The sequence below is a fragment of the Antarcticimicrobium sp. genome, assembly GCF_029212575.1.
In the GTDB taxonomy this organism is placed as follows: Bacteria; Pseudomonadota; Alphaproteobacteria; order Rhodobacterales; family Rhodobacteraceae; genus Antarcticimicrobium.
The window spans coordinates 1-20654 of record NZ_JARGPK010000058.1; the positions used below are offsets into that span (position 1 = coordinate 1).

12 protein-coding genes are annotated in these 20654 nt (G+C 65.3%); 8 read left to right on the forward strand and 4 right to left on the reverse strand.

Annotation, left to right across the window (positions count from 1 at the left end):
- Positions 1–9: 9 nt before the first annotated feature.
- On the reverse strand, positions 10–1101 hold the full coding sequence (locus P1U75_RS13600) for a YeeE/YedE family protein (RefSeq protein ID WP_300244344.1): 1092 nt from the start codon (positions 1099–1101) through the stop codon (positions 10–12).
- Between the two features lie 321 nt (positions 1102–1422).
- Here P1U75_RS13600 and P1U75_RS13605 point away from each other — a divergent pair, with 321 nt between their 5' ends.
- Both P1U75_RS13605 and P1U75_RS13610 read left to right on the forward strand, forming a co-directional pair.
- Positions 1423–2217: a mannosyl-3-phosphoglycerate phosphatase gene (locus P1U75_RS13605; protein ID WP_300244346.1), complete on the forward strand. Its 795-nt coding sequence runs from the start codon at positions 1423–1425 to the stop codon at positions 2215–2217.
- A complete protein-coding gene (locus P1U75_RS13610) occupies positions 2210–3436 on the forward strand; it encodes a glycosyl transferase (RefSeq protein WP_300244349.1) in 1227 nt (408 codons plus the stop codon). Before P1U75_RS13605 ends, P1U75_RS13610 begins: the two co-directional genes overlap by 8 nt.
- A 23-nt stretch (positions 3437–3459) precedes the next feature.
- Here P1U75_RS13610 and P1U75_RS13615 read toward each other — a convergent pair whose 3' ends face one another.
- Positions 3460–5202, reverse strand: coding sequence for a sugar phosphorylase (locus P1U75_RS13615; protein ID WP_300244351.1), 1743 nt, complete (start codon positions 5200–5202; stop codon positions 3460–3462).
- A gap of 526 nt (positions 5203–5728) precedes the next feature.
- Between P1U75_RS13615 and urtA the strand changes: the two genes are divergently transcribed.
- The 6 genes from urtA (at position 5729) to P1U75_RS13645 (ending at position 13919) form a co-directional block, all read left to right on the forward strand.
- Complete coding sequence (urtA, locus tag P1U75_RS13620; protein WP_300244353.1) at positions 5729–7009, forward strand: urea ABC transporter substrate-binding protein; 1281 nt, start codon at positions 5729–5731, stop codon at positions 7007–7009.
- A 102-nt stretch (positions 7010–7111) separates the two neighbouring features.
- Entirely contained in the window at positions 7112–9034 is a 1923-nt protein-coding gene (urtB, locus tag P1U75_RS13625; protein ID WP_300244557.1) for an urea ABC transporter permease subunit UrtB, read from the forward strand.
- A 1-nt stretch (position 9035) separates the two neighbouring features.
- Positions 9036–10295, forward strand: coding sequence for an urea ABC transporter permease subunit UrtC (urtC, locus tag P1U75_RS13630; RefSeq protein ID WP_300244355.1), 1260 nt, complete (start codon positions 9036–9038; stop codon positions 10293–10295).
- The gene (gene urtD, locus P1U75_RS13635; RefSeq protein WP_300244357.1) at positions 10292–11032 is read left to right on the forward strand and encodes an urea ABC transporter ATP-binding protein UrtD; all 741 of its coding nucleotides are present in this window, start codon (positions 10292–10294) and stop codon (positions 11030–11032) included. Before urtC ends, urtD begins: the two co-directional genes overlap by 4 nt.
- Before the next feature lies 1 nt (position 11033).
- On the forward strand, positions 11034–11729 hold the full coding sequence (urtE, locus tag P1U75_RS13640) for an urea ABC transporter ATP-binding subunit UrtE (protein ID WP_300244359.1): 696 nt from the start codon (positions 11034–11036) through the stop codon (positions 11727–11729).
- A gap of 267 nt (positions 11730–11996) precedes the next feature.
- Positions 11997–13919, forward strand: coding sequence for an FAD-dependent monooxygenase (locus P1U75_RS13645; protein ID WP_300244361.1), 1923 nt, complete (start codon positions 11997–11999; stop codon positions 13917–13919).
- 31 nt (positions 13920–13950) lie between these two features.
- Here P1U75_RS13645 and P1U75_RS13650 read toward each other — a convergent pair whose 3' ends face one another.
- The gene (locus P1U75_RS13650; protein WP_300244363.1) at positions 13951–17103 is read right to left on the reverse strand and encodes a hypothetical protein; all 3153 of its coding nucleotides are present in this window, start codon (positions 17101–17103) and stop codon (positions 13951–13953) included.
- Positions 17104–17115: 12 nt separating this feature from the next.
- Positions 17116–20637 carry a hypothetical protein gene (locus tag P1U75_RS13655; RefSeq protein WP_300244365.1) on the reverse strand — a complete coding sequence of 1174 codons (3522 nt, stop codon included), beginning with the start codon at positions 20635–20637 and terminating at the stop codon, positions 17116–17118.
- Positions 20638–20654 lie beyond the last annotated feature (17 nt).

Sequence of the window (20654 nt, forward strand, 5' to 3'; positions counted from 1 at the left end):
CGGACCCGCTCAGGCGATGTGCTCCATCGTCTTCACCCCGGCAGCGCCGCCGAGCACGATGAAGACAAAGGTGATGATCGAGCCGACCGCCAGCGTCGAGATCCCGGTCAACGCCTGCCCCACCGTGCAGCCCAGCGCCAGCACCCCGCCGATGCCCATCAGGGCCGCCCCGAACATGTTGCGGATCGAATCCGACTTGTCGGCAAAGGTGGTCAGGTGCAGCCGCCCCATGCTCAGCGCTCCGAGGAACCCGCCGATCAACGCGCCGGCCACCGTCACAATGCCGAAACCCGGCGCGCCCAGCGCGGTATAGCGCATCAGGTAATCCAGGCTGTCGCCGACGGGGCGCACGTAGCTGAGCGAGATCAGCGTCGGGTTGTCAGCGAACTCGTCAAAGGCGAGGCCGGTCAGGACCCAGCCCAGCACGACGCAAAGCCCGATGCCGATCCCCGCCGACAGGTTGCGCCCCGAGGCCCGGAACGACCCGCTGGCGAAACAGACCACCAACAGCGCCGCCACGATGACCAGCGTGCTGATCGTCGTCATCGTCTCGACCCCCATGCCGGTCAGCGCCGACAGCACCGCGCCCAGGCTCTGGTCACTGATCCCGGCCGCCGCCAGATCGGTGGTCAGAGGGGTAAAGATCGCCACCCGCAACGGGCCGAGCAAGCCGCCGATCGTCATGTAGCCGAACAGCCCGGTGATCATCAGCACCACGATCGAGCGCAGATCGCCCCCCCCGGCCCGGACCAGGTTGCGGCTGATGCAGCCGCCGGAGAACACCATCCCGAAGCCGAAAATCAGCCCGCCGACGACATTGGCGCCCCAGCCCAGCGCCGGGGCCTGGTACATGGTCAGCGTCATGTCCGCGACGCCGCCGCGCTCGATCAGCAGAACCCCGAGCATCGCCGTCGCGATGGCCAGCAACCAGGCGCGGAACCGGTTCCAGTCGCCAAACGACAGGATGTCCGAGATCGAGCCCATGGTGCAGAAATTGGTTCGGTAGACGATGAAGCCGAAGGCGATGCCGATCAGCAGGCCGCCCCAACCGATGTAAAACGCCGCGGACTCCACCGCGACCTCTTTCCAGACGTCAATCATCTGTCCCCTCCCTGGTGATGATTTTTCAATCAAACGTATTGGAATTTGAAAATGTGTCAACGCAGACGTACCGCGATCAATCTTTGGACCGCCGCCATGCCACTGTCGCCCTTCCCGCTTCGCGGCATTTTCGCCACGGTCTCCCGGTGCCTTTCACACCTCTCCGGGCGGGTCATGATTTGCCGTTGTGGATCCGGCGTCGGGCGCCTTTTCTGGACCGGGACAGCGCCGGATCATCCGCCCGGTTCCCGCGGCACGTCCGCCTCTGGTGAATGCCGGTGGCGCGGCGTACAAAAAGGCCCTGGAAATGTACGGAACGCGATGACCGATAAGACCGATTTGCTGGTATTCTCCGACCTCGACGGAACCCTCTTGTCCCACCGGGACTATGGCTGGGCGCCGGCCAGCGCGGCCTTGCATACGTTGCGGCGGCTTGGCGCGGGGGTGATCCTGGCCACCAGCAAGACCGCCGCCGAGGTCACCCCGCTGCGCGCCGAGATCGGGTTTGCCGACTGGCCTGCCATCGTCGAGAATGGCGGCGGCCTGCTGGAGCCGGGGCAGATGGGCGAAACGGACATCGGTACTTATCCGGAGATCCGGGCGCGACTTGCCGGGATTTCTCGTGATTTCAAGGGGTTCGGTGACATGAGCGCCGCGGAAATCGCGGCCGAAACCGGGCTTTCGCCCGAGGCCGCCGCCCGCGCCAAATCGCGGCGCTACAGCGAACCGGGGCTCTGGAGAGGATCGGAGCCAGACCTGGAGCGCTTTCTCGAATCCGCCGGGGCCGCCGGGCTGAGCGCGCGGCGCGGCGGCCGCTTCCTCACCCTGTCGCTGGGCGGCACCAAGGCCGACCGCATGGACGAGCTGCTGCGCCGCTACGCCCCGCGCCATTCCATCGCGCTGGGCGATGCGCCAAACGACGTCGAAATGCTGGAACGCGCCGAATTCGGCGTGATCGTGCGCAACGACCACGCGCCGCCCTTGCCCCACCTGGCTGGGGAGGACCGCGGACGGATCTGGCGGACCGAACGCGAGGGGCCACAGGGCTGGGCCGACGCGATCACGGCGCTGCTGCGAGACTTGAAACTGACCGAGGAGCCGATCGGGCATGGCTGATTTCCACCAGAACGGAAACATCACGACACTGCACAACCTGCGCACGCGCGCGCTCGACGATCTGACCTATGAGCTGTCGACCTATGCCGAGACCCGCAAGATCACCCTGATCCTGCCCAGCCTCTATTCCGAGCTGGAGGGACCGGCGCTGGCGCATATCGTCGACGAGCTGACCCAGGTGCCCTACCTGCACCGGATCGTGATCGGACTGGACCAGGCCGACGAGGACCAGTTCCGCAAGGCGCAGCGGTTCTTTGCCCGCCTGCCGCAGACCCACACGGTGATCTGGAACGACAGCCCGCGCATGCGGGCATTGTTTCAGCGGCTCGATGATCTGGGCCTCGCGCCGCAGGAGCCGGGCAAGGGCCGGAACGTCTGGACCTGCATGGGCTATCTCATCGCCTGCGCCGACAGTTCGGTGATGGCGATTCACGACTGCGATATCCTGACCTATGATCGCGAGATGCTGGCGCGGCTGGTCTACCCGGTGGCCAACCCGGCGTTTCCCTACCAGATGGCCAAGGGCTATTACCCGCGCATCGGCGACGGCAAGCTCAACGGCCGGGTGACGCGGCTGCTGGTCAGCCCGCTGCTGATCGCGCTCAAGCGGGTGGTGGGGGACCGCGATTACCTCGATTACCTGCGCAGCTTCCGCTATCCGCTGTCGGGAGAGTTCGCCATGCGCACCCCCACCCTGCCCGACCTGCGCATTCCCTCGGACTGGGGCCTTGAGATCGGCGTGCTGTCCGAGGCCTGGCGCAACCTGGCGCCGCAGTCGGTCTGCCAGGTGGAAATCTCGGACGCCTACGACCACAAGCACCAGGAGCTGTCGCCCGAGGATGCCAATCGCGGGCTGAGCCGGATGTCCACCGACATCTGCAAGGCGGTGTTCCGCAAGCTGGCCGCCGATGGCACGGTGTTCACGCCCAACGTGTTCCGCACGCTCAAGGCCACCTATTACCGCTGCGCGCTGGATCTGCTGGACAGCTACTATGCCGATGCGCGGATGAACGGGCTGGCGGTGGACCGCCACAGGGAGGAAAAGTCCATCGAACTGTTCGCGGAGAACATCATCCGCGCCGGGCAGGTGTTTCTCGACACCCCGCACGAAAGCCCCTTCATCCCCACCTGGAACCGGGTGCACGCGGCCGACCCGGAGTTTCTGGCCGACCTGCGGCGGGCGGCGGCGGCGGATCTTGAGGAATTCGGCGCGGACTGAGACCGGCGCGCGCGCCCGGCCCGTCAGCCGTTCGTGATCCAGCGGCACTGGTAGGGGGTAAAGGGAATGTCCGGCCCGGTCGCGGCGATCTCTTCGCCCGACAACAGGTCGATCCAGGAGACATCCTCGATCAGGTTGATGCTCGGCGGGCTTAGCAGAACCGTCTCGTCGCTGACGTTGTGAATGGCAAAGATCGACTGGCTGCGGTCAAGGCTCTGGCGCCAGATCCCGAACAGCCGGTCGTCGAGCCAGAGCGTGAACTGCGTGGCGTTGGGGTGAAACGCGGGCTGTTTCGCGCGGATGCGCAGCCGCTCGGACATTCCGTGCAGGACATGCGACTGCGCCGAGCCGGGATCGGCCAGGCGCTCCAGCAGGTCCGGGTAATGCCAGCGATGGCGGTTGATAGCCCGGTTCATGCCGCGCCGTTCGACGCCCTCGTGATCGCCGGGCGTGGCCAGCAAGGAATGGATGTAGAAGGCCGGAATCCCCTCGAGCGACATCACGATGGTTTGCGAACACAGGAACCTGGCGATGTGATGCGCATCCTCACCGTCGAAGGTCCGGCGCATCGTGTCGAACAGCGAACAATTCAGCTCATAGGGTTCCTCGCCGCCCTGCGGCAGCGTCCGCATCGAGACCAGCCCGCCGGCCTGCTGCACGGTGTCGATCATCCGCGCCTTTTCCTCGGGCGGCAGCACCCCCTCGGCCGGGCGCATGCCGATGCCGTCGTGGCTGGCGGTGAAGTTGAGATAGGCGCAGCCCAGTTGCGCCGGCGGCATCGACGCCTGCCACTTGTGCAGATAGCGCGCTGTGCCCGATTGCATCGCGTGCAGGATCAGCGGCGGCAGCGAGAAATTGTAGACCGCGTGCGCCTCGTTCCGATTGCCGAAGTAACTCAGGTTCTCGGCCCGCGGCACGTTGGTCTCGGTCAGCAACACGACAGTTTCCACCGCGTAGTCGCACAGCAGCCGCATCAGTTGCACGATGGCATGGGTTTCCGGCAGGTGGATGCAGGAGGTGCCAACCTTTTTCCAGACAAAGGCCACCGCATCGAGCCGCAGGGTGCGCACGCCCGCGTCGATATGCAGGCGGATGATCCGCAGCATTTCGAGCAGCACCTCGGGGTTGCGGAAATCGAGATCGACCTGGTCATGGCTGAAGGTGCACCAGACATGGCGCGGCCCGTCCTTGGTTTCCACCTCCTGCAACAACGGCGTGGTGCGGGGGCGGACCACCGCCGAAAGATCCTCTTTCGCGTCGGCCTCGAAAAAGAACCGGTCATAGGGCGCCTGCCGCTGGCGGTAGGCGTTGAACCACGGACCCTGGCTGGAGACGTGGTTGAGCACCAGGTCCGACATCAGGTGAAACTCTGACGCGATGCGCCCGATGTCGGCCCAGTCGCCGAGCTGCGGGTCGACAGCACGAAAATCGGTCACCGCGAAACCGTCGTCGGAGGTATGCGGGAAGAACGGCAGGATGTGCACGCCGCTGACCACCCCGGCGAGATGGCCCTGAAGGAAATCGCGCAGCAGGTCCAATGGCTTGTGGCTGCCGTCTATGATCGAATTGCCATAGGTGATCAGCAGCGCGTCATGTTGGGACCAGAGCCGGTTGCTGGGCGTGCGGGCGCGTTGCCGGCGGTGGGTGCCCTCGGGCCAGAAGGCATCGACGATCTGGCTGACAACGATGTCGGCGTCGTAATCGGGATAGATCCGTCGAACCAGGTCGGTGAGCCGCAGGTTGAAGGCATTGATCGGGTTGGGCACCTTTGGGCGGCTCCTGCTGTGTTGCACGTCGGTTCGGTCCCCGCGTCCGGCGCGGCCCGGCCCAGTAGGTCCGCGAATTCCGGTGCCGTCAAGGTTTCGACGGGGCCGGTTCGATGTGGCCAAGGGGTGCCGATTCTGAGGGTTTCGCAGCCCGGCCCCGGCGCGAAACGGGCGCGGACAACAGGATCCGCGCGCGCCCGTGAGGCCGGATATCCCCCCGCCGACCGGCAACACCGCGACTGCCGGCCGCTGAATAATCGAGCAGACTTCCGCGTCCTGGTCAAAAAAGCATCACTTCCACAGGCTCCACCCGGCGATTGAGCAGGAACCTCTCACGGATGGCCGCTGCCACGTGCAACGAAAATCACGCTGAAACGAAATGCCGGGATGCGCGGTGCTCGCCTGAAGGCCCAAGGGCCAGGGCGCAACGGTATCGCGGCACAAGAAAACAGGGGGACGCATACCGCCAACCGGCGGACATGCAATGCGTCGCCCGAATACCTGGGTTCAACAAGGGGACACATTTATGACACGTAAACTACTGCTCACCACCGCGGCCGCTGCCCTCGCCACCGCCGGCCTTCCGGCCTTTGCGCAGGACTGCCCGATCAAGGTGGGGGTGCTGCATTCGCTGTCGGGCACCATGGCAATCTCGGAAACCACGCTCAAGGACACCATGCTGATGCTGGTGGACAAGCAGAACGAAAAGGGCGGTCTTCTGGGTTGCGAGCTTGAGGCGGTGGTGGTCGATCCGGCCTCGGACTGGCCGCTGTTCGCCGAAAAGGCGCGCGAGTTGCTGACCGTGCATGAGGTCGACGTGATCTTCGGCAACTGGACCAGCGTCAGCCGCAAATCGGTGCTGCCGGTGATCGAGGAGTTGAACGGGCTGCTGTTCTACCCGGTGCAGTACGAGGGCGAGGAAAGCTCGAAGAACGTGTTCTACACCGGTGCTGCGCCGAACCAGCAGGCGATCCCGGCGACCGACTACTTCCTGGATGAACTCGGGGTCGAGAAATTCGCGCTGCTGGGCACCGATTACGTCTATCCGCGCACCACCAACAACATTCTTGAAAGCTACCTGAAATCGAAGGGCATCGCCGAAGAGGATATCTTCGTCAACTACACCCCCTTCGGTCATTCCGACTGGTCCAAGATCGTCGCCGACGTGGTGGCGCTGGGGGCCGACGGCAAGAAGGTCGGCGTGATCAGCACCATCAACGGCGACGCCAACGTCGGGTTTTACAAGGAATTGGCCGCCGCCGGCATCTCGGCGGACGACATCCCCGTCGTCGCCTTCTCGGTCGGGGAGGAGGAGCTTTCGGGGCTCGACACCGCCAACCTGGTCGGCCACCTCGCCGCCTGGAACTATTTCCAGTCGGCAGAAGCGGAGGCCAACGACGAATTCATCGCCGCATGGAAGGCGAAGATGGGCGACGAGCGGGTCACAAACGATCCGATGGAGGCCCATTTCATTGGCTTCAACATGTGGGTCAACGCGGCAACCGAGGCCGGCACCACAAACGTGGACGCGGTCCGCGCGGCGATGTGGGGACAGGAATATCCGAACCTGACCGGCGGCACCGCCGTGATGGGCGTGAACCACCACCTCGCCAAGCCGGTGCTGATCGGAGAAATCCAGGACGACGGGCAGTTCGACATCATCAGCCAGACCACCGAGGTGCCGGGCGACGCTTGGACCGATTACCTGCCGGAATCGGCGGTTCTGGTTTCGGATTGGAAGGATCTGGAATGCGGGATGTACAACACCGAGACCAAATCCTGCGTGCAGATCAAGTCGAACTACTGATGTGACACCTGAAACCTACCGGGGGCGGCGCTTCGCCCCCGGCCATTTCCCGGGTGACGCATGAGCAAGACCATAAAAAGACTGATTTTCTGCCTTGCCGTGATGTTTGCGGCACCGGCGCTGGCGCAGGACGCCGAGGCCCCGATCCAGAAATTGTTGCAGGAGCATGGCGATGTGATCGCCAAAAGCTCGCGCAAGACCATCGGCCCGGCGATCGACGCGCTGGCCGCCAGCGGGCTGCCCGCAGCGCAGCGGGTGCTGGAACGCTGGCAGGCCAAGGAAATGTGGCGCGACGAGGAAAGCGGGCTGTTCGTCTTTGCCGAAGAGATCGACCGCGACACCATCCGCGTCTTCGATCCCGCCGATGGTGCGCAGATCGGCGCGGTTCCCGACAAGGGCTTCAAACAGCTCAAGCCCAACTCGGGCATTCGCGGCATGATCGGTGCGGCGCTGGTGCAATTCCAGCTTGGCGATCCCGATCCGGTCACCCGCGCCACCGCGCTGGATGCCATCGAACGCGACCCGGAGGCCTCTCACCTCGCCGCGCTGCGCAAGGTCGTCGACAGCGAGGGCGACCCGAAGCTCAAGGCCCGCAAGGCGCGGCTGGAACGGCTGCTGACCATCCGCTTTGACGAGGATGACGCCGCGCGGATCGAAGCGATCGAGGGTTTTGCCGGCGATCCCGCCGTCGATGTGCGTGCCACGCTCAACCCGCTGGTCGCCACGCGGGTCGAGTTCGCGGAAACCGCCCCGCAAGGCGATGATATCGCCCGCATACTGAAGCCGGGCGACGCCGCCCTGCCCCGCACCGAAGCCTATGCGCTGCTGGTCAAGGACGGCATCGCCCCCCCCATCCTCACCCGGTCGGACAAGCGGACGGCGCTGATCGACAATATCCGCGACGGTGCCGTGGGCGGATACCGGGTGGCCCAGCTTGACACCGAGGCCAACCGCGATGCGGCCTATGCCGGGCTGGTCGAGGCAGGCATCGCCTCCGCCGCCGCCAGCGAGGCCGAAATCGACGCCACGCTTGCGGGATATGTGTTTTTCGAACGCTTCACCGGCGCGCGGCCGACCGTGGCCCGGTCAGCGCTGGCCGCGCTGAAGGATATCGAGACCAAGGTCGGGCTGAACCGGGCCGCCGATCTGGTGCTGGATGCGCTGTCGCTGGCCTCGATCTATTTCCTCGCCGCGATCGGGCTGGCCATCACCTTTGGGGTGATGGGGGTGATCAACATGGCGCATGGCGAGTTCATCATGATGGGCGCCTATACCGGATACGTGGTCCAGCAAATCATTCCCGACTACACGATCTCGATCCTGATCGCGATCCCGCTGGCCTTCGCGGTGACCTTCGGCGCCGGGGTGGCGATGGAGCGTCTGGTGATCCGCTGGCTGCGCCACCGGCCGCTGGAGACGCTGCTGGCGACCTTCGGCATCTCCGTCGCCCTGCAACAGATCGCCAAGAACATCTTTGGCACACAGGCCCGGCCGCTGACCTCGCCCGCCTGGCTGGACGGATCGCTGGTGCTGAACGACATCGTCTCGATCAGCTATATCCGCATCGCGATCTTCGTGCTGGCGCTGCTGTTCCTGGGGCTGTTCCTTTTCGTGATGAACCGCACGCGGATCGGGCTCGAGGTGCGCTCGGTCACCCAGAACCCGCGCATGGCGGGCTCCATGGGGATCAACCCCGACCGCATCAACATGCTGACCTTCGGCCTCGGCTCGGGCATCGCCGGGATCGCCGGCGTGGCGATCGGGCTTTACGCCAAGGTCACCTCGGAGATGGGGCAGGATTACATCGTGCAAAGCTTCATGACCGTGGTGGTCGGCGGCGTCGGCAACATCTGGGGCACGCTGGTCGGCGCCACGCTGGTCGGCACGATGCAGAAGGGGATCGAATGGTTCAACCCGTCGAACACGCTGGCGGCGCAGACCTATATGATCCTGTTCATCATCCTGTTCATCCAGGTCCGGCCGCGGGGCATCATCGCCCTCAAGGGCCGCGCGGCGGAGGCATGAGATGAGCGATCTGACCCTTTCTCCCCCCGCCCGCCGCGCACTGGTGCTGCGCCACCCCTCGGTGCTGGTGTTCCTCGCCATCCTGGCCCTGTTTACGCTGGGCGTGACACTTCTGTCCGAGGGCATGGGCGCCGGCGTGATCTCGACCAGTTTCATCAAGACGCTGGGCAAGACCCTGTGTTTCTGCCTGGTCGCCCTGGCGATGGATCTGGTCTGGGGCTATTGCGGGATCCTGTCGCTGGGGCACATGGCGTTTTTCGGCCTCGGCGGCTATGCCATCGGCATGTGGCTGATGTACGAGCGGACCCGCCAGATCGTCGCCGACAGCCTCGCCGCCGCCGAGCTGCCCCCCACCGCGCAGGAGATTTCGGACGGCATCGCCAGCCAGATCTTCGGCGTCGTCGGCGCCTCGGAGTTTCCGCCGATCTGGTCGCTGGCCCATTCGCTGCCGCTGCAACTGGCCGCCGTCGTGGTGGTGCCGGGGTTGCTGGCGCTGGTGTTCGGCTGGCTGGCGTTCCGCAGCCGGGTGACCGGGGTGTACCTGTCGATCCTGACCCAGGCGATGACGCTGGCGCTGTCGCTTTACCTGTTCCAGAACGACAGCGGCTTGCGCGGCAACAACGGCTTGTCGGGGCTGCAGAACCTGCCCGGCCTCGATCACGTCCCGCAGGCGTGGGTGTCGCTGTGGTTCTTCTGGGCCTCGGCCCTTGCACTGGGGGCGGGATACCTGTTCTGCGCCTGGCTGGTCTCGGGCAAGTTCAGCTCGGTCGTGCGCGCCATCCGCGATGACGAGGCACGGGTGCGGTTCCTGGGCTATCCGGTCGAGGCGTTCAAGCTGGTGGTCTTTACCCTGACCGCCATACTCGCCGGGATCGCCGGGGCGCTGTATTACCCGCAGGCGGGCATCATCAACCCGGCCGAGGTGGCGCCGATCGCCTCGATCTACCTCGCGGTCTGGGTTGCCATCGGCGGGCGCGGGCGGCTTTACGGCGCGGTGATCGGCGCGGCTTTTGTCTCGCTGCTCTCGACCTGGTTCACCGGCGGGCAGGCGCCTGACCTGGTGCTGGGGCCGCTGCGCATCCAGTGGGTTGACTGGTGGACGGTGTTGCTGGGGCTGTCCTTTGTCGCGGTCACGCTGTTCGCGCCCAAGGGCATCGGCGGGCTGGTCGACCTGATCGGCCGTATCAAGAACCCCGACCGCCACGGCGCCGACCTTGGCCCCGATGCCGGGGCGCTGCGCGAACGGGAGGCGGATCAATGACCACCCTGCTGGAAGTCTCGGGCGTCTCGGTCTCCTTCGACGGGTTCAGGGCGATCAACAACCTGTCGTTCCAGATCGCCGAGGGCGAGCTGCGCGCGGTGATCGGCCCGAACGGCGCGGGCAAGACCACCTTCATGGATATCGTCACCGGCAAGACCCGCCCGGACGAGGGCCGCGTCACCTTTGGCGAAAAGAGCGTGTCGCTGCTGTCGCTCTCGGAAAGCCGGATCGCGCAGCTGGGCGTCGGGCGCAAGTTCCAGCGCCCAACCGTGTTCGAGGATCAGAGCGTCGCCGACAACCTGATGATGGCGCTGAAAAAGGATCGCAACCCCTTTGCCGTGCTGCTGTTCCGGCCCCGCTCCGCCGATCTGGACCGGGTTGCGGAACTGGCCGGAGAGATCGGCCTGTCCGGCGCCCTCTACCGCAAGGCGGGCGAGTTGAGCCACGGCCAGAAGCAATGGCTGGAGATCGGCATGCTGCTGGCGCAGGAGCCGCGCCTGCTGCTGGTCGACGAACCGGCGGCGGGCATGACGCTGGCCGAACGGGAGCACACCACCGACCTGCTGAAGGAGGCCGCCAGGACCCGTGCCGTGGTGGTGGTGGAACATGACATGGAGTTCGTGCGCCGCCTCGACTGCAAGGTCACGGTGCTACACGAGGGGTCGGTGCTGGCCGAGGGGTCGCTCGACCATGTCACCGGAAACGAAGACGTGATCGAGGTCTATCTTGGACGCTGACATGCTGCATATCGAGGGGCTGACGCTGCACTACGGCGGCAGCCAGATCCTGAACGGGATCGACCTGACCGCAAAGGTGGGCGAGGTCACCTGCATCATGGGCACCAATGGTGTCGGCAAGACCAGCCTGATGAAGGCGATCTCGGGCACCCACCCCCGCTCGGGCGGCAGTTACATGCTCGACGGCGAGACCGTGGGGCGGGCGCCGGCCCATGTCCTCGCGCGCAAGGGTGTCGGCTATGTCCCGCAGGGGCGTGACATCTTTCCGCTGCTGACGGTGCGCGAGAACCTGGAGACCGGCTTTGCCTGCCTGCCGCGCAGCGAGCATTTCGTGCCCGACGAGATCTATGATCTGTTCCCGATCCTCAGGGATTTCCTGCACCGGCGTGGCGGCGACCTTTCCGGCGGGCAGCAACAGCAGCTTGCCATCGCGCGGGCCCTGATCGCCAAGCCCAAGCTGCTGCTGCTGGACGAGCCGACCGAGGGCATCCAGCCCAGCATCATCCAGCAGATCGGCCGGGTGATCGAACGGCTGCGCGAAAAGGGCGAGATGGCGATCGTTCTGGTCGAACAATACTTCAGCTTTGCCCATGATCTGGGCGACAGTTTCTTCGTGATCGAACGCGGGGCGGTGAAACTGAGCGGGCGCAAGAATGCGCTCGACCGGGAAACGCTGCTGGAAAACGTCTCCGTCTGAGGCCGCAGGCCCTTTTTGAATGCGCCGGGGCCGCCTTGTCGTGAGGCGTTCCGCGCCGCGACTCGCCCGTCTGATTCCATGCCTCTTGCGGCTTCCCGCCGCCGGTCCGACGCAGCATCCCTAACCCGCGCCAAATTTTTCATTTATACTTTGTAAGTTGGGGAATTTTGTATGCTTACATATTTATTCTTGACGGCATTTGATAAGTATGGATATTACTTGCGGTGAGAGAGCGGATACCCATATTGGGATGAGGGAGGGACGAACATGCAGTTTTACCTGGACGGATTTCGCGGGGGCGATCCCGACATCAAGAACGCCGCCCAGGGCCGGCGGGACCGTGGCCCGCATGCGCCGCTGCCCGAGGAGGTGGATGTGCTGATCGCAGGCTGCGGCCCGGCGGGCCTGTGCCTTGCCGCGCAGCTCTCGCAATTCCCCGGGATCGACACGATGATCGTCGATCCCAAGCCCGGCCCGATCGAGAAAGGCCAGGCCGACGGCGTCAACACCCGCACGATGGAGATGTTCCAGGCCTTCGGCTTTGCCGAGACGGTCAAACGCGAAAGCTACTGGGTGAACCAGACCGCCTTCTGGGCCGCCGACCCGGAGGACCCCGCGAAGATCCGGCGGATCGGGCGGGTGCAGGACGTGGTCGACGGCTCCTCTGAAATGCCGCACACGCTGATCAACCAGGCGCGGGTGCACGAACTCTTCCTCGACGTGATGAAGAATTCCCCGTCGCGGCTCGAACCCGATTATTCCTGGGCGGTCAGGGATCTGACCATCGACACCACCACCGAGGATCACCCGGTGAGCGTGACGCTCGAAAATACCGGCGTGAACGCGGGCGAAACGGTGACGCTGCGCGCCAATTACGTGGTGGGCTGCGACGGCGCGCGCTCGAACGTGCGCAAGGCCATCGGCGGCGAGCTTCACGGCGATGCAGCGCACCAGGCCTGGGGCGTGATGGACATTCTCGCCAATACCGATTTTCCCGACGTGCGCCAGAAATGCCTGATCGCCTCGGCGACTGAGGGCAATATCCTGATCCTGCCGCGCGAGGGCGGCTATCTCTTCCGCATGTATGTGGAGCTGGACAAGCTGAACCCCGATGAACGGGTCAGCAGCCGCAATTTCACCGCCTCTGACATGATCGCGGCGGCCAACCGGATCTTGGCCCCCTATACCATCGACGTGAAACAGGTGGTCTGGTCGTCGATCTACGAGATCGGGCACCGGATGACCGACCGGTTCGACGATGTGCCCGCAGGCGAGGACCGCAACCCGCGCGTCTTCACCGCCGGGGATGCCTGCCACACCCACAGCCCCAAGGCAGGGCAAGGCATGAACGTGTCGATGCAGGACACCTTTAACCTCGGCTGGAAACTGGCGCATGTGTTCCAGGGCCGGGCCGACCCCAGCCTGCTGCGCAGCTATTCCGCCGAACGCTGGGCCGAGGCCAGGCGGCTGGTCGATACCGATCACGAATGGGCGCGGATCATGTCCGCCCCGCCGGGAGAATCCGAACTGGACGGCTCCGACATGCCGCGGTTCCAAAAGCAGTTCATCGAGAACCTGGAGTTCACCGGCGGGCTGGCGGTGAAATATGCGCCCTCGGCCCTGACCGGAACCGACACCCACCAGGCGCTGGCGAGCGGGCTGGAGATCGGACGCCGGTTCCACTCCGCCCCGGTGGTGCGCCTGGCGGATGCGATGCGGATGCAGCTCGGCCATGTGGCCGAGGCCGACGGACGCTGGCGCATCTATGCCTTTGCCGGCAAGGACGATACATCGGCGCCCGGCTCGGCGATCCACAAGCTGGCCGATTGGCTGGAACGCGATCCGGCCTCGCCGGTGGTCCGGCATACCCGCGTGGGCGAGGATATCGACGCGGTGATCGACCTGCGGGCGGTGTTCCAGCAAACCTTCGAAGATCTCGCTTATGAGGACTTGCCGTCGCTGTTGCGTCCGATCAAGGGCAAGCTCGGCCTGCAGGATCACGAGAAGGCCTTTTGCACCGATCACAAGGGCGCCGGCGACATCTTCGACCTGCGCGGGATCGACCGCGACCGGGGCTGCCTGGTGGTGGCGCGGCCCGACCAGTACATTGCCCATGTCCTGCCGCTGGACGGGCTGGGCGAATTGTCGGCCTTCTTCGCCGAGATCCTGCGCCCCGCCTGCGCGGGCTGATCACCGGGCGGGGCGGCGGGTGCGCCCCGCCTCACACCGCGGCGTGAATCGCGATATAGCCTTCGAGCGCGTCGATATTGGCCGCCACCGTCGCGCTGTTCAGCCGCGCCAGGGTGGCAAAGCTGGCGCCGATCTGCGCCATGCCCTTGTGCGGCGCGGTTGAAGAGGCCGCGCTGACCGGCGCATAGGCGGAAAACGCCGTGTTGGCCCGCTGAAGAAGACCATAGGCGTTGCGGTTCTTTTCCAACAGCTCCGCAAACAGGTCCGGGAACGGCGCCTCCGGTGCCGCCACCGTCAGTTTTTCGTAGTTGGACTTGGCCACCTCAAAGGACGATTTATCCTGCCAGCCGTCGATCTTGCCCAGTTCGGTCAGCAGCCGGTCAAGCCCCGGGGTCCGGGTGCTTTCGGGCGCGAGAAGCGGATCGGCACTGCGCGCGGCGGCCCCCTTGAACGCCATCCATGACGTCAGGGTCAGCTCCGGGCGGCCCGGATGCCATTTGCTGTCCTTGGTATTGACGACCCTCAGCACGGTGGGATCGTCGGCCAACTCGTTCTCCAGATAGGCGATCAGCTTGACGCAGATGTCCTTGTCGTTTTGCAATGCCGCCACCGTCAGCCCGGTGGCCCGCATCGCCTGCTGCGCAGAAGGGTCGCCCATGATCGACGCACCGTAAGCGATGCAGCACTTGGCCAGCGTCGAGTTCAATCGCAGCGCCTTGCGCGCCCGCTTGCGGTTTCCGGGATTGTCGCGGGCATCCTTGTAGGCGCTCCAGCCCACCGAGATCGCCCGCTCGGTGTGCATCTTGTAGCCGAATTCGACCACCGCGTCGGCCATCGACAGCGAGGCGGACACGATCGACGACACGCCTGACGGGTCCATCACCTGCGCCACCGCCGCACCGGCCTGCGCGGTGTGCAGCACCAGCGACACCTTGGCATGATCGAGGTGGATCTTGGCGTTCTTCAGGGTGTTCTGGACCGCCGCCGCGACCCCGCTCTGCGCGGCAAAGGCCACCTCCATCGAGTCCACCCAGGCGTTGTGGGTATCGACGCATTTCTTGAGGACATAGATATCCTTGGCGACCTTCTGCGCCGCCACCACCGCCCCGGTGCCGGGCACCAGCGCCGCCAGCACCCCTGCCCCGGTCGCGGTCAACCCGTTGATCAGGGCGACCTTCTGCCGAAGCGCGGCGGTATTGGCCATGGCGCGGTCGATGGCCTGCTGCGCCTGCACGATCTCTTCGGCGGTGCGCTTGGTGATGTCGCCGTCGGGATGGGCCTGGGAATAAAGCTCCTCGAACCCGGCCAGTTCCTGATCGGCCTCGTTCATCATCTCCTGGATCGCCTCGGGGGTGAAGGCCTCGGCCAGTTCGCGCTCGGCCTGCTGCTGGGCGTTCTGCTCGGCCTGCTGTTCGATCTGTTGCGCCAGTTCCTCGGCCGAGGTGCCCGCCAGCGGATCGCTGGCGCTGGCCTTCAACCCGGCCAGGGCCGGTTTGTCCATCTGGTCCAGCGCGCTGGTGATCGCCGCCATCGAGGTGGCAGAGCCGGCGTCCTGCCCCGCCTCCTGCCCCGCGCCGGTGCCCTCGTGGAACAAGGCCTCGCCGCTGTCCATGTCCAGGATCTCACGCGAGGCGGCATCCTCGCGCACCCCGTCATAAATCGCCTCGGAGCTGGCCCCGAAGGCCGCCGCGATCGCCGCGCCACCCAGCAACATGGCAAGCTCGGCCTTATTGCCGGTCTTGATCGCCTGCAGCACAGCCGGCCCCTTGCCGACCTGGGTGATCGCCAGCTTCAGCGCACTCGAAATCTGCGACAGCGCCGCCGCCTGGTCCGTCAGTTTCTGCTTTTCGGTGCTGTCGCTGGTGCTCCCGGCCTCGTCGGTGACCTTACCCGCGACCGAGGTGATCGAGGAGGCCACGGTCTCGGCCAGGTTGCCGATCAGCTTGTCGATCAGCCTGGCGCGCTTGATGTCGTCCGGCTCCTTCACCGCGAGGATCAGCGTCGGCACCATCTTGACGCCCGCGAAGGAGGCGGTGATCGCCGCCGAGACGCAGGTGATCATGCCGCTCGAGGCGCCGTTGCCGCGCATCACGCTATCCACCGTGCTGCCGGCAATGGTCTGGGTAATCGACAGCGCGCCCTCGATGGTGTTGCACCATTTGACCAGCGGATCGCGCTCTTTTGACGCCACGTGGTCCACCACCAGCTCGGTGCCGCTCAAACCGCCCAGCAGAATCGCGGTCGCGTTCTGGGCGTATTTGGTTTCGTTCTGCATCTGGGTGACCTGATCGGTCAGCGACTTGCTATCCGTCTTGATCGCGTCGCGCCGCTCGTTGATCTCGGTAATCCGCTCCTGCGACGGCGGCGGCGTCCCGTCCAGCTCGGTCTTGAGGTCGGCGTCCTCCTTCTTGAGGGACTTGATGTCACTGTTCTTGTCCGCGACCGTGGTGGCATTCGAGATGGTGATCGAGTTGGAGACGATAGCGCCGGTTACCGTCACCACCTCCTTGGCGATGCGCATCCCGGTCTTGAACTTGTCCATGCCCTTGGAGTGGGTCTCGGAATAGGCCGCCAGCTTGTCGCCGTAGAACTCCATCGCGCCCTGAAAGGCGATGGCCTGCTCGGAATACTTGTCGGGGATCATGTTCTCGGGGATCAGCCCCTCGCGCATCAGCGGCGTCCAGAGCTCCTTGCGGATATCCTCGTCGGAGAACAGCCGCTCGCCATTGTCGTCGAGCTGGTTTTCCATGTGCTCCTGCAACGCGAGGATCCGCTGGTGCGCCTGCAGGATCGCGGCCGCCTTTTCGGGCGGGATCTCCATCGTGCTCTGGCCGATATCCTCCATGGTATCGACCTCAAGGTCCATTCGCATGGCCCATTTTCCAAGCCCGGAGTCGGCCAGTTCGTCATCGGTGGCGCGCCAGGGAATCTTGTTGGTGCCCGCCTCTTGCCGGGTCATAGACAGCCAAAGGGATTTCACCGCACCGGGATCCTCCCTGTTCTCGATGACAAGACCCATGGCGAGGTCGATCTCGTCATGGGTCGCGGTCAGGCTGGCGCCAAGTTGTTCCTCGAGAAAGGTCTTTTTCTGTGTCGCGCGCTGTTCGGCGGCGGCCATTTCCCCGGCCAGGTCACGCTCGGCGACAAAACCGATCCAGGTGATTTCTGCGTCGCTCAGGGGCATCTGTTCAACCTCCTACCGGCCGGGATTAAGGGATTTGAGCACCTGGGTTTCCAGCGCCAGAAGCGTCGCGCGGAATTGCGGCCAACTGCCCCCGTGATCGAACGGGTTGTCGCGATAGACCTCCAGCGCGGGATCGTCCTCGATCCGGTTCGCGATCCTGCGGATCTCCGACAGCACCGTTTCGCGCAGGGTTGCCATATCCGCCTTTTTCTTGACCGGGTCCCGCTCGGCGAGGGTGGTGTCGATCTCCCCCTGCAGGCCGGGCGGAAAGGCGATGACATTGGACAGGCCCGCAACCTCGGCCAGGATGGTTCTGACCTTGGTCATCGCAGCGTCGAGGTCGTCGTCGCCGGTCTGCTCCTCGCTTTGTGCCGCAAGGGTGGTCATCACCGTGCCCGCCGCCACGGCGGCCTCTCCGACCTTGCCCATATTGGTCTTGAGCGCGGTCTCGAACCCGTCGAGATCGACCATTTCGCCGCCGGTCCGGACCGTTGTCAGATTGCCGAGGTCCGAGGCAAGTTCCCTTGCGTTGGAGATGACCGGCTCGAAGGCCGAGATTGCCGCCTCGGCGTCGCCCTTGCCCCTGTTCCACGCCTTGTCCGCGTTCTTGTACTGCGACTCCAGGCTGTCGTAGACGGCCTTGTACTCCACCTTGCTGGCCAGCCGGGTCGCCTCGTCCAGCGCGGTTTTTGCCGCCGCCAGCTCGGTCTTGGCGGTCTCGCGCAACTCGCCGGCCCTGGTCTTCGCCGCCTCCTTGTCCTCGCAGGCCTTTGCCGCGCCCTTGGTCAGGGCCGCGATCTGGCGCAGATAGGCCATTGGATCGACCGAGGGCCTGACCTGGACCCGGGCCAGTTCGGCATCGACCTGACCGTCCAGCGTGGCGGCGTCCTGCTCGGCCTTGAGCACACCCTGCTCGGACTTGGTCTCCAGCGTCTTGCGCACCTCGCCCAGCGATTTGCGCAACACCCCCTGAACCCCGGTGCCGTGCTGGCCCAGTTCCTTGATCTTGTCCAGCGCGGCGATGATCTCCTCCTGCAGCCGCTGCACCTCGGTCATTTCCGCAATGCTCAGCGGCCCGGTGCTGACCGCGGCCGGGCCGTGTTTGATCAGATCGGCCAGTACCTTTCCAAGCGTCGGATCGTCGCCCTTCGGCTTTGCCGAGAGCTTGTTCTCGATGCCGTCCAGCACCTCCTTGACGTCTTTGTACTTTTCCTTGAGCGGGCCGGTTGCCTCGACCAGTGCCTCGGCCTCGGACAGCATCTGCTCGGCCTCGGTGGCGGCATCACCGGGCAGCATCGAGCCGGCATAGCTCGACGCGAATTTCTCCTTGCGCGCGGTCAGCGGCTCGGCGCCGTTCATCCGCCATTCCTTCAGCTTCTTGTCCGCCATCTTCCTGTCGAAGGCCAGAAGCGCATCCGTCACCCGCGTGTAATCGGCGCCGCCCGCGGCGATGGCCGCGCGCATCTCCTCGGCCTTTTGCGCGGCGGCGGCGATGGCCTCGGCGCTGCCGGCCACCTCCGAGGCGGCCATCTGGTCCAGCATCTGCATCTGCTGGCGCAGCGCATCGATCGCCTCGCGCGGGATCTTCTTGTCCTCACGGCGCTGCACGGTGTCGTCGTCGCGCAGCTTGATGCGATGGTATTCCTTGCTGCCGTCATCCCTGAGCACCACCAGCAGGTCGTTCGGATGCACGCCGGCAATGTCGCCCTCCCCGATCGGCTCGGTGCGATAGAGCGACAGCAGTTCGGTTGCGATCTTCGACGAGGTTTGCGCGGCCGCTGTCTTTGCGTTCTCGTCCTCGGGCGAAAGCTGCGCCGCCTCGCGCAGCGCCAGCGCCAGGTCGCGCTCCATCGCGTCGATCTCGGCCAGGATCGGGCGGTAATCCGGCACCTCCTCGGACTTGGCCGCCCCGGCCGCGTCCTTCAGGTCTTTCAGGCGGTCGCGGAACGGCTGGTGATCGCCCCCCATGCCCCAGAGCCGTTCGATCGAGGCCGACAATTGCTTGACCTCCCGCTCCACCCGTTTGGACAGGTCCGGGCCATTGTCCGGCAGGTCGGGCAGGACGAAACTGCGCGCCGCAATGAACTGGCGCCAGAGCGACATCACGTCCTGGTGCATCGCGCGGGCCTCGGCATGCTTGTCCTTGCCGCACAGGCTTTCCGCGAGGGTGAGCATCCGCAACAACGAATCCTTCTGCGCCGTTGAGATTTCGGTCACGTCGGTTTCGTCGGGATAGAGTTTGGCATCGACCACGATCTTGGACGCGCTGCGCTCCACCGCCGTCTTGAGGTAAACGATATTGGCGAGGATCGTGTCCTGCTCGTTCCTGAGTTCCTTGCGGCTCATCACGTTGTCGGGATCGAGCGGCGCGATCGACCTGGCGCCCTCGGGGCGCTGGTCCGCCCAGTCGGTCAGTTTCGCATCAAGATCATCGCCCTCGGGATCGACCTCGGCCAGGCGGGTCTCGGCCGCAGTCTGCAACCTCACCGCCGAAAGCATCTGTTCAACCCGCTGCGCGGCGCTGGCGCGATAAGCGTCCATCTGCCGGGCGCGTTCGTCCAGCGCGTCGCGGCGGGCGGTTTCCTCGGTGATCTGCGCCAGCAGCGCCCGTTTTTCCTGAAACCCCTCGGCGTCCTCGGTCTCTTGCCGCAGCCCGTCGATCTTTTCGTCGATCTTGTCCAGCGCCCCCTCCAGACGCTCGGCGTCCGCCTTCAGCCTGTCGCTGCGGGCCAGTTCGCGCGCGGCAACCTCGTCGCCGCGCTGCTCCATGTCCTCCAGTTCGGCGGTCGCGGCCGAGGCCACCGCCCCGGACAGCGCGGCGTGAACCGGTTTCAGCGCCGCCTCCAGGTCCATGACGGCGATGCGGGCCTGCTTTTCCAGACCGGCCCCCTCCCCAGCCTCGGTGAAGCTGTCGCGCAACCGGGTGATCTCCGCACGGGCGGCGTCGCACAGCCGACCATGCGCGCGCAGGGCGGTGACGCGCTGTGCCTCGGCATCCTCGTTCGCCAGGCGTTTCGACACGATCGAGAGGCTGAGAGTCGGGGTGCCCTGGAACGCCCCTAGCCCGTCAACTCCGGCCAGCGACTTGTCGAACACTTCGGTCTGAGCCGGCGGCACCAGCGCCGCAATCGCGTCGTCAATCTCTCCGGCCAGCGCATCGACCAGACGCCCAAGGGTGCGCATGTCCTCGACACCCCGGGTGAAAATCGGCACGTCCTCGGGCGCGGCGCGAACCTGGGTCACGATTTCCAGATGACGCCGCCTGAGCGCGGCGACCTTATCCCTTTGCTCGGGAACCTGCGACAGGTCATAGCGGATCTCGATCCCCTCGATCTTCTCCAGCGCGGCATCACGCGCCACCAGCCATACCGAGTAGTCGCTCTTGAGTGTCGAGATCGCCTCGGCGACCTCCCTGTTGTTGTTCAGGCGGGTCTTCTGCTTCTGAAACAGTTTCCACTTCTTGATCCGCCCCTCCAGCGGACTGAGATACTTGGCCAGGAACCGGATTTGCTCGTCTGAAAAATCAAAGGGCACGGATCAATTCCTTTTGC